10 protein-coding genes are annotated in these 10,246 nt (G+C 35.5%); 5 read left to right on the top strand and 5 right to left on the bottom strand.

Annotation, left to right across the window (positions count from 1 at the left end):
* Both VKY41_RS04825 and mnmE read right to left on the bottom strand, forming a co-directional pair.
* Nucleotides 1-454: phage integrase SAM-like domain-containing protein (locus VKY41_RS04825; RefSeq protein ID WP_500813307.1), on the bottom strand; the 454-nt coding region annotated here is incomplete at its 3' end.
* A 185-nt stretch (nucleotides 455-639) separates the two neighbouring features.
* Entirely contained in the window at nucleotides 640-2,028 is a 1,389-nt protein-coding gene (gene mnmE, locus VKY41_RS04820) for a tRNA uridine-5-carboxymethylaminomethyl(34) synthesis GTPase MnmE (RefSeq protein ID WP_500813306.1), read from the bottom strand.
* Between the two features lie 118 nt (nucleotides 2,029-2,146).
* Between mnmE and VKY41_RS04815 the strand changes: the two genes are divergently transcribed.
* A complete protein-coding gene (locus VKY41_RS04815; protein WP_500813305.1) occupies nucleotides 2,147-3,274 on the top strand; it encodes a redoxin domain-containing protein in 1,128 nt (375 codons plus the stop codon).
* 56 nt (nucleotides 3,275-3,330) lie between these two features.
* On the opposite strand, the gene VKY41_RS04810 is transcribed toward VKY41_RS04815, so the two are convergent.
* Nucleotides 3,331-3,981 (bottom strand): rhomboid family intramembrane serine protease, encoded by a 651-nt coding sequence (locus VKY41_RS04810; RefSeq protein ID WP_500813304.1) that lies wholly within the window; start codon nucleotides 3,979-3,981, stop codon nucleotides 3,331-3,333.
* 63 nt (nucleotides 3,982-4,044) lie between these two features.
* On the opposite strand from VKY41_RS04810, the gene VKY41_RS04805 reads away from it, so the two are divergent.
* Nucleotides 4,045-4,935 (top strand): lysophospholipid acyltransferase family protein, encoded by an 891-nt coding sequence (locus tag VKY41_RS04805; RefSeq protein ID WP_500813303.1) that lies wholly within the window; start codon nucleotides 4,045-4,047, stop codon nucleotides 4,933-4,935.
* A gap of 180 nt (nucleotides 4,936-5,115) precedes the next feature.
* Here VKY41_RS04805 and glmM read toward each other — a convergent pair whose 3' ends face one another.
* Complete coding sequence (gene glmM / locus VKY41_RS04800) at nucleotides 5,116-6,501, bottom strand: phosphoglucosamine mutase (protein WP_500813302.1); 1,386 nt, start codon at nucleotides 6,499-6,501, stop codon at nucleotides 5,116-5,118.
* Between the two features lie 88 nt (nucleotides 6,502-6,589).
* Between glmM and VKY41_RS04795 the strand changes: the two genes are divergently transcribed.
* The 3 genes from VKY41_RS04795 (at nucleotide 6,590) to VKY41_RS04785 (ending at nucleotide 9,780) form a co-directional block, all read left to right on the top strand.
* A complete protein-coding gene (locus VKY41_RS04795; protein WP_500813301.1) occupies nucleotides 6,590-7,198 on the top strand; it encodes an acyl carrier protein phosphodiesterase in 609 nt (202 codons plus the stop codon).
* Nucleotides 7,195-8,922, top strand: a complete 1,728-nt coding sequence (gene ggt, locus VKY41_RS04790) for a gamma-glutamyltransferase (RefSeq protein ID WP_500813300.1) — start codon at nucleotides 7,195-7,197, stop codon at nucleotides 8,920-8,922. Before VKY41_RS04795 ends, ggt begins: the two co-directional genes overlap by 4 nt.
* A gap of 135 nt (nucleotides 8,923-9,057) precedes the next feature.
* Nucleotides 9,058-9,780 (top strand): hypothetical protein, encoded by a 723-nt coding sequence (locus VKY41_RS04785; protein WP_500813299.1) that lies wholly within the window; start codon nucleotides 9,058-9,060, stop codon nucleotides 9,778-9,780.
* A gap of 114 nt (nucleotides 9,781-9,894) precedes the next feature.
* Here the strand turns inward: VKY41_RS04785 and VKY41_RS04780 are convergent.
* Nucleotides 9,895-10,246, bottom strand: a 352-nt coding sequence (locus VKY41_RS04780) for a DUF8685 domain-containing protein (RefSeq protein ID WP_500813298.1), incomplete at its 5' end; no start/stop codon positions are given.

The raw sequence follows: 10,246 nt of genomic DNA, 5'->3' as shown, positions 1-10,246 counted from the left end.
AGTTTTGAGATAAGGGCTGATTGCTCTTTGTTCTGAGATTTTTATCAATATAGTATTTGAAGTCCTGGACAAACTTTCTATTGACTTCGGAGAAAGTTATATCCATAGGCACAAAAGATTTTAGATGCTTTAGCATACTATCCCAATTCCCATAATTTCCTTTACTGTCTAAGCGTTTTTCGGTAAGTAATTCGACATAAGTTACAAAGCTTGCTTTCAATTTCTCATTGTCACGGAATCCATAAACACCGTTTTGGATTTCAATTTGTCGCCGTGCCCTAATTGTTTCGGCTAACTGTAAAGTTTTTTTATTGACTTCCTTTTCGTCCTTGCTTTTGGCTTTAGGATCCAAGTAGAGCTTTAAGTACTCTGTTTTCCGTTTGCCTTTGTGGTAGTAGTCCAAGTACAAACTGGTCATACCACCTTGATTGCGTTTTCTTAGTGTAACTTTCATAATCCGAAAAGTTTTGTGGTTTCTTCTGTAACAACTGATCTGTTGTTAGCAACAAAACTTGTTTCTATAGCAACAGATTAGTAACGAAAGATACACAATAATAGGCAAATTAGCAACAAGTAAAGGAAGGTAATTTGCGTTAATCTACTGTATAATAAAGCTTTGACTAAACAAAGGAAGTGTTATTACTTTCCGATGCAGAAATTAGCAAATATATTGCCTAAAAGTTCGTCGTTAGTAACGCTTCCAGTTATCAATCCAAATTGATATAGGGCTTCTCTAATATCGATAGCTAATAAATCTCCTGACAAATCAGATTCCAAACCGTATTTTACTTTTTGAATTTCTTCCAAGGCTTTTAAAAGCGCGTCGTAATGTCTTGTGTTGGTAATAATTGTTTCATTATTACGCAAAGCGCCTGTATTGATAAGGTTTAGCAATTTATTTGTGAGCTGCTCCACTCCAAAGCCTGTTTTTGCTGACAGCAATTGGATTTCTGGTATTTCGGCTTGCATTTCAGCAATCTGAATATCGTCTACTTTATCAATTTTATTAGCAATTACAACTAAAGGTTTTAAAGGGTATTTATTTTTTATTTTCTCAAGCTCGACCTTAAATTCCGAACACTGCACTTTGTATTTTTCGGAATCGAACAAATAAATAACTACTTGGGCTTGTTCTATTTTTTCAAAGGTTTTTTTAATTCCAATGCTTTCAACTAGGTCCTTAGTGTCCCTAATTCCTGCTGTATCAATAAACCTGAATCCAATTCCTCCAATAGAAATTTCGTCTTCAATAGTATCTCTAGTTGTTCCAGCCACATCTGAAACTATGGCACGTTCCTCGTTTAGCAAGGCATTTAACAAAGTAGATTTTCCCACATTAGGTTCTCCAACTATAGCTACAGGAATTCCATTTTTCAACACATTTCCTACAGCAAAGGAGTCTATCAAACGTTTTAAAACTAATACAATTCGTTCCACCAATTCTTTAAATTGGGTTCTATCCGCAAATTCAACATCTTCTTCCGCAAAATCCAGTTCCAATTCTATTAATGACGCAAAATTCAATAGTTCTTCACGGAGTTTTGCTATTTCACTTGAAAATCCACCTCGCATTTGTTGCATGGCTATTTGATGCGAAGCCTCGTTGTCGCTTGCAATTAAATCGGCAACAGCTTCTGCTTGGCTTAAATCCAACTTTCCATTTAAAAATGCTCTAAGAGTAAACTCTCCAGCATCGGCCATTCTACAACCATTTCTTAAAAACAATTGTAAAATTTCCTGTTGAATATACATGGACCCGTGGCAACTAATTTCCACTACATCCTCACCCGTATAGGATTTCGGGTTTTTAAACACCGATACTAAAACTTCGTCAATGGTTCGTTTTCCATCCATTATATGTCCTAAATGAATGGTATGCGTTGCTTGAGTGGTTAAATCCTTATTGTGAATGGATTTAAATAATTTAGAGCAGATAGTAATGGCATCCTTTCCAGATAAGCGAATAACCGCTATAGCTCCTGCTCCAGAAGCAGTAGCTAAGGCTACAATAGTATCGTTTTGTGTCATCCTACAAAAATACTAAAATACCGGCACATATTATAACCAATATATTAAGCTATTATTAACAGCCTTAATTTTTAAAAGCTAGTATCTTTGCATAAAATTTTATTAAATAAACTTAATTATGGTACAAAGAATTACTACTTTATTTCTTGCAATAACTCTGCTTTTTTCATGTAAAGCAGAACACCCACAAACTGGATTTCTTATTAAAGCGAACATTGATAAACCACTTAACAATGTAAAAGCTAAATTACTAAGTTTCGATGGTTCTCAAGAAGTTATTTTAGATTCGACCACAGTTAAAGACGGAAAACTCACCCTAAAAGGAGAGATAGAATCTCCAGACCTTTATTATTTAAACATTGAAGGCATAAACGGTTTTTTTCCATTGATGGTTAGAAACGAAAGTATGTCTTTAAAAATTTACAAGGATAGTCTTCAAAATTCTGTAGTAACAGGAAGTAAGGAAAATGACTTATTAAAAATATACCACAAAGATTCTGAAATCTTAAAAATTAAAAATGCTGAGTTAGGGAGGCTTTTTAGATTAGCCAAAAATGAGGGTGACCATGAGCGAATGGATGACATTCAAGATGAATTCAAACAATTGCTAGACGAAACCAATAAGCGACACATCGCTTTAATTAAAAAACATCCCGACTTAGTTACAAGTGCTGCCATTTTAGGAAACATATTAATGGGGCAAGGCATCAGCAAAGCTGAAGCACAAGACGTTTTTAACTCGTTCTCTGAAGAAGTGGCCTCTAGTAAATTTGGAAAAGCCATCCACGGAAATCTTTCAAAAGTAACAGTTGAAGTAGGTACTAAAGCACCGAGCTTCTCTGCTCCTACCCCTGAAGGAAAATTAGTTAGTTTAGATGACATTAAAGGAAAAGTAACTATTATTGATTTTTGGGCTGCTTGGTGTGGACCTTGTAGAAAGGAAAATCCGAATGTGGTAAAAGTTTACGAGAAATATAAAGATCAAGGTCTTGAAATAATTGGCGTTTCTTTAGATGGAGCTCCGAACCAAAAAGACGCTAAAGCTGCATGGTTAGATGCCATAGAAAAAGATAATTTAACTTGGCACCAAGTTTCTAACCTGGCATTCTTTAACGACCCGGTGGCTAAGCAATATGCTATTGAAGCCATTCCTGCTACATACATTATAGATAGCGAAGGAATTATTGTTGCTAAAAATTTGAGAGGTTCTGCGCTTGATGCTAAAATAGCCGAGCTATTAAATTAACAGGAATCGTATTAAAAACAAGAAAGCCTTTCAACATGTTGAAAGGCTTTCTTGTTTTATAACTTCCCTAATTTCTTCAATACAAATAAAAGTACAATAGGGATTGCTAATAAAACAATCATCAACAAATGCTCTTTAAACAACCAAGACGCTAAAATTAAGGTGATTACATATCCACCGATGGCACCTCCAAAATGGGCATCGTGACCAATATTTCCCAATTGGTTTTTCATGCCATAAATTGAGTACAATAAATAACCAATTCCAAACACATAAGCGGGAATTGGAATAGGAATAAAAAACAGGTACAGACTCATATCTGGCTGTAGTAATATCGCCGAATACAAAACACCCGTAACCGCTCCACTTGCCCCAACAGCACTATAATGGTATTCATTTTTATGAAAATAAAACGAAAGTAAACTTCCCAACATTAAACTACCTATATACACTACTAAAAAGTACAAGGTCCCTAAATAAGCTACGACAATATCGGCAAAGAAATAAAGTGTAAACATGTTGAAAAACAAATGCGTTGTATCCACATGCAAAAAGCCAGAACTAAACATTCTGAATTTTTCACCTCTATGAATGCTTCCCACATTAAACTTGTATTTCTCAAAAAAAGCGAAATCACCAAATCCCTTAAAAGAGATTATTACATTTGCTGCTATTATTACCAGTAATACAACACTTAAATTGCCCATAGATTCTTATCGTTAGTTTTTAAATAAAACATATATTTGTTTCTGCAAATCTAAAATTAATTCATGCAATTTCTTGCCTACATTTTAATTTATCCGTTTTTATGGCTTATTTCCATATTACCATTTAGAGTTCTTTACTTTTTCTCGGATGCTGTTTACGTTCTAATTTACCGTATTCTAGGTTATAGGACTAAAACAGTGAGAGAGAATTTACAATTGGTTTTTCCAGATAAGTCTGATAAAGAAATTAAAATCATCACTAAAAAATTCTATCATCACTTATGTGATATGGTTGTGGAATCCATTAAGTCTATGACTATTTCAGAAGCTGAAATGAAGAAACGCTTCACGTTTACTAATATTGAGTTAATGCAACAACTTGAAAAAGAAAATAGACGTATTGCGTTAATGTGTGCTCACTATGGTAGTTGGGAGTGGGTTTTGATTCTTCAAACCTATATGAATATAAAAGGATATGCTATTTATAAACGACTTGCCAACAAGTATTTTGACCGATTAGTTAAACGTATTCGTGCTAAATACAACAGTGAGTTGATTACAACTAAAGAAAGTATTTCTGTTCTATTAGATGCCAAAAAGGAAGGAGAGAACTTTATCTGTGGCTTTGCAGCCGATCAATCGCCAAAACACGACAAAGCATATCATTGGAATAAATTTATGGGTATTACTGTTCCTGTACATACAGGTGCAGAAATGTTATCTAAAAAAATAGATATGTCGGTTGTGTTTTTTGCTGTTAAAAAGTTAAAGCGCGGCTATTATGAAACAACGTTTCAAACCATTGCTTATAATCCCTACGATTACCCAGATTACGAAATTACAGACAAATTCTTAAAGTTAGTAGAAGAACAAATTTACGAAGCTCCTGAGTACTACCTATGGACGCATAAGCGATGGAAACATCGAGATAAAGTACCAGCGAACTTCCACTAAATAGTTTTGTTTTTAAGTTTCATCCTATTTGAAAAATCCTTTTGAATTTTTAATCACACTGTCTTAAAAAGCCTATTAATAGTCTGTGTCTATTACTTCATATTCAAAACAATTTTCCTAGCATCATTTCGTAACACCTAGAAATTTCGTAGAAAACCCGTGATATTTAATACTTGTATTTTAGCTGGCTACAGCATGAATTTCTGCAATAACCTTGTCTGCTAGTTCATCGGCCTCTTGTTGCGTTGGTGCTTCTGTATACACTCGAATAATAGGCTCGGTATTACTTTTTCGTAAGTGTACCCAACTTTTAGCAAAGTCTATTTTAACCCCATCAATTGTTGTTAAGGTTTCATGTGCATATTTCGCTTCCATTTGTTTTAAAATAGCGTCCACATCCAAGTTTGGTGTCAGTTCTATTTTCTTTTTACTCATGAAGTAACTTGGGTAACTAGCACGTAACTCACTTACTTTCATGCGTTTTTCTGCTAACAAACTCAAAAATAAAGCTACGCCTACCAAAGCATCACGTCCGTAATGAGATTCTGGATATATAATTCCACCATTTCCTTCGCCACCAATGATCGCGTTATTTTTTTTCATCAGTTCCACGACATTAACCTCACCTACGGCGCTGGCTTCATAGGTACCACCATGTTTTTCGGTAACATCTTTTAAGGCCCTAGTAGAACTCATATTACTTACCGTATTTCCAGGAGTTTTACTTAGCACATAGTCTGCACAAGCAACCAAAGTATATTCTTCCCCAAACATCTCTCCATTTTCATCCATAAAAGCCAATCTGTCTACATCTGGATCAACCACAATACCTAAATCGGCATTTTCTTTAACTACGGCATTTGACAAATCTGTTAAGTGTTCTTTTAATGGTTCTGGGTTATGCGGAAAATGTCCGGTAGGGTCGCAATACAATTTAACCGTTTGCACTCCCAAACGCTCTAACAACAAAGGAATAGCAATCCCTCCTGTTGAGTTAACGCCATCAACTACCACTTTAAAATCGGCCGCTTCAATGGCTTTTTTATTAACTAGATTTAAGTTTAAAACCGCATCAATGTGCAAATCAATATAAGCTTCATTTTTAGTTATTTTCCCTAAGCTATCCACATCGGAAAATGACATGGAGTCACTTTCAGCAATTTCTAATATTTTAGCTCCCTCTACTCCATTTAAAAACTCACCTTTTGCATTTAAAAGCTTTAAGGCATTCCATTGTTTTGGATTGTGACTGGCAGTTAAAATAATTCCTCCATCGGCATGTTCCATAGGCACAGCTATTTCCACTGTTGGTGTGGTTGACAATCCTACATCTATCACATGGATACCTAAACCAACAAGCGTATTCATAACTAAATTCTGTATCATCTCACCCGAAATTCTGGCATCACGACCAACAACCACTCTGTAATTTTCTTTGTTCCGTTGTTGTTTTAACCATGTACCATAAGCCGAAGCAAACTTAACCGCATCGATAGGCGTTAAATTATTGCCTACCTCTCCTCCAATCGTTCCACGAATTCCTGATATAGATTTTATTAATGTCATAGCTACTTTGTGTTAGTTTTAACAAATATACAATTAGAAATTGTAAATCACATTGTAAAATTTCAAGACTAAGTTGTAAATTCACAAAATGAATTTTCTAGCACATATTTACTTATCAGGTAATAACGAACTTATAACCATTGGGAATTTTATGGCAGATGGTATTCGAGGAAACAAGTACGAAGGCTATCCCCCAGAAGTCCAAGTAGGCATACTACTTCATCGTGAAATTGACACTTTTACCGATGCACATCCCATAGTAAGACAAAGCACCAAAAGACTTCATGAAAATTATAGTCATTACAGTGGTGTGATAGTTGATATTTTATACGATCACTTTTTGGCCAAAAACTGGTCTACCTATTCTGAAGTTCCATTAGATATATACGTTCAAAATTTTTATAAACTTATACATAGTCATTTCGATATTTTACCAGATCGCACCCAAAAAATGATGCCCTATATGATTTCTGGAAATTGGTTATTAAACTATGCCCATATTGAAGGTATACAAGAAGTTCTAGAAGGTATGAACCGACGCACCAAATATGTGTCAGGCATGCATAAAGCCACAGTTGAATTACAAGCATACTACCAAGAATTTGAGGCTGAGTTTAGTGCATTTTTTGAAGAATTAATAGCTTTTGCCACTCTTAAAAGAGACGAGATATCCCACCAAATTTTAAACCAATCATGACACGAATTTTTTTCATCATTTGCTTTCTAACGAGTTTTATTTCCTGTAAAAACCCAATCAAAGCTCCTTCTGAAAACCGCGGGTTGATAACGCAAAAAGCCATGGTTGTATCGGCCAGGCAAGAAGCTTCTAAAATTGGTAGCGACATCCTAGAAAAAGGTGGCAATGTGTTTGATGCCATGATGGCCACTGAAATGGCTTTAGCCGTATGTTATCCCTATGCAGGAAATCTTGGGGGAGGTGGATTTATGGTCTATAGATTAAACACAGGTGAAACCGGAGCCTTGGACTACCGAGAAAAAGCTCCTTTAGCCGCAACTAAAAACATGTATTTAGATTCTTTAGGCCAGGTTGTTGCAAATAAAAGTCTTATTGGTGGGTATTCTGTTGGTGTTCCTGGAACCGTAGCTGGAATTTTTGCTGCACAAGAAAAATTTGGCAAGCTAGCTGTTTCTGAAGTCTTACAACCTGTTATAGATTTAGCTATCAAAGGGTTTGTGGTTACCGAAAAACAGGCAAACAGGTTCCAAACATATGATAGTATTTTCAGAGCTGTAAATGGCAAGGACATTATCTTTTCCAAAAACAAAAAAGCTGGCGACACCATTAAAAACATAGCCTTAGCTAATACTCTAAGCCGCATAGCTAAACATGGCAAAAACGAGTTTTACACAGGTAAAACCGCCCAACTTCTTGTTAATTATATAACAGAAAAGGGAGGTCTTATTCGCTTAGAGGATATGCAGAAATATGAAGCCAAATGGAGAGATCCAATCACCTTCAAATACAAAGACTTAAATATTATTTCGATGTCGCCTCCTTCAAGCGGAGGAATTTGTTTGGCGCAAATTATGAAACAAATTGAACCTTATCCTTTAAGTGAATATGGTCATAATTCCCTAAAAGCTATTCAGGTTATTACCGAAGCAGAACGTCGAAGCTATGCTGATAGAAGCTATTATCTTGGCGATCCTGATTTTGTTAACATTCCAATAGATTCTCTTTTAAACTCCAGTTATTTAGAAAAGAGAATGAGTAATTTTTCCTTTGAGAAAGCCACAGCATCTAGTAGCGTGACATATGGTGAATTTGAAGAATATCACATGGAGATTAAACAAGTTTTATATCCTAAGGAAAGTACCGAAACCACCCACTACTCTATTGTTGACCAATTTGGGAATGCTATTGCTGTTACGACAACCATAAATAGTGGTTACGGTTCTAAATTGTATGTGGATGAACTCGGTTTCTTTTTAAACAACGAAATGGACGATTTTAGCAGCAAACCTGGTACACCCAATGTATATGGTTTGGTTGGAGGCGAGGCCAACAGTATTGCTCCCGAAAAACGCATGTTAAGCGCTATGACGCCTACTCTTGTTGAAAAAAACGGAAAACTTTTTATGTCCGTTGGAACTCCGGGAGGTTCTACCATTATAACCTCTGTGTTACAAACCATTTTAAATGTTGAAGAATTTAAGATGACTATGCAAGAAGCTGTTAATGCACCACGTTTTCATCATCAGTGGTTACCCGATGAAATTAGGATGGAACCTTATTCATTCGACAAGGAGTTAATCCAACAATTATCCGAGAAAGGATATACCATCAATGAAGAACGATCTCCTGTAATTGGCATTGTAGATGGTATTTTAGTCCTAGAGGACGGCACTTTAGAAGGAGGTGCGGATAAACGAGGCGATGACACAGCTGTTGGATTTTAAATGATATTCTCACTTAGCTTTTTAAAAACACCCCCTGTTTATTCAGCATACTAAACATTTTATAATCTTAAAGACTATAAATACTCAATCTGTGCTTATTTTTGTAAATTAAAACTCACTTAAGTCAACGAAACCATGGTAAAAAAAACAAAACGAGTTATTAAAATTGTTCTAGGTATTATAGTGTTCCTCACGCTCCCTACCCTATTACTCTATGGTTTTGTATATTTTAAATACAACGAAGAACTACCTCAAGGAATTCAAGGAGAACAAGCCGATGCTCTAGCATATAAAATGCTTGACGCGCTTGATTACGAAGCCTACAAAAACACAAATTACCTTGAATGGACGTTTAAAAAAAGGCATCATTTTGAATGGCAAAAGGATAAAAATATCTGTCATGTTTATTGGAAAGAATTTAAAGTAGCATTGAACTTAAACGATTCAAGCAAGAGCCAAGCCTACATCAACGATGTACAAGCTCCTGCAGAACAGGTAGGCGAACTTGTTGAAAAGGCACTTAACTATTTCAATAACGATTCCTTCTGGTTGGTGGCTCCTTACAAGGTTTTTGATGAAGGAACTGAAAGACGCTTGGTAATTACTGAAGAAGGCAAAGAAGCCTTATTAATAACTTATACCTCCGGAGGAACAACTCCAGGAGACTCCTATTTATGGGAGTTTAAAAACAACGGCCATCCAAAAAGCTTTAAAATGTGGGTAGACATTTTACCTATTGGCGGATTGGAAGCCTCATGGAGCAATTGGACTACCACTGAAAGTGGCGCAAAACTCCCAACCTTTCATAAAATGCTACTTTTTGGCTTAGAAATAGACCATATTATTGGAAAGAAATAACACTTATTCCTTATTGCCTGAAAAGGCAGGCCATTAGAACATTAAAATTCAAGGTTTAGGGTGTTGATTTAGAAGTTTCTTTTAAACACAACCACTAAACCTTGCATGTAAAACTTATTTCTTTTGTCCGACAAACTGCTGTTCCTTCAATTTAAACAACACATTAAACGTGGTTAAACTACCATAGCTTCTTGTAATGTACTGTTGTAAGTCTATTTTTTCTTGTTCACTTAAGTTACTAGCATTGATTTTTTGCTCCATAACACGCAATCTATCACGTACCATAGTAATTTTATGGAAAAACGTATCGATTGGCACTTCACTTGATTTTAAATTGGTATCTCCTGGTTCTAGAATTAATTTCCCACCTTTCCATTTATCTGCTATGTGTACCACTTCGGTTACATCGCTCCAACGTTTTAAAATCTGTACCAAACTGCTTTCCACTTCTGCAAAACTAACGGTA

The sequence above is a fragment of the Xanthomarina sp. genome (genome assembly GCF_035306605.1).
Classification (GTDB): Bacteria; Bacteroidota; Bacteroidia; order Flavobacteriales; family Flavobacteriaceae; genus Xanthomarina.
This window is presented reverse-complemented; position numbering and strand designations above follow the sequence as displayed.

What these genes read in the sequence shown, in the direction of transcription:
- glmM (WP_500813302.1), bottom strand. Translation starts at nt 6,501, where the DNA reads ATGACATTAATAAAATCTATATCAGGAATTCGTGGAACGATTGGAGGA.
- ggt (WP_500813300.1), top strand. Translation starts at nt 7,195, where the DNA reads ATGACACGAATTTTTTTCATCATTTGCTTTCTAACGAGTTTTATTTCC.
- VKY41_RS04810 (WP_500813304.1), bottom strand. Translation starts at nt 3,981, where the DNA reads ATGGGCAATTTAAGTGTTGTATTACTGGTAATAATAGCAGCAAATGTA.
- VKY41_RS04795 (WP_500813301.1), top strand. Translation starts at nt 6,590, where the DNA reads ATGAATTTTCTAGCACATATTTACTTATCAGGTAATAACGAACTTATA.
- VKY41_RS04785 (WP_500813299.1), top strand. Translation starts at nt 9,058, where the DNA reads ATGGTAAAAAAAACAAAACGAGTTATTAAAATTGTTCTAGGTATTATA.
- mnmE (WP_500813306.1), bottom strand. Translation starts at nt 2,028, where the DNA reads ATGACACAAAACGATACTATTGTAGCCTTAGCTACTGCTTCTGGAGCA.
- VKY41_RS04805 (WP_500813303.1), top strand. Translation starts at nt 4,045, where the DNA reads ATGCAATTTCTTGCCTACATTTTAATTTATCCGTTTTTATGGCTTATT.
- VKY41_RS04815 (WP_500813305.1), top strand. Translation starts at nt 2,147, where the DNA reads ATGGTACAAAGAATTACTACTTTATTTCTTGCAATAACTCTGCTTTTT.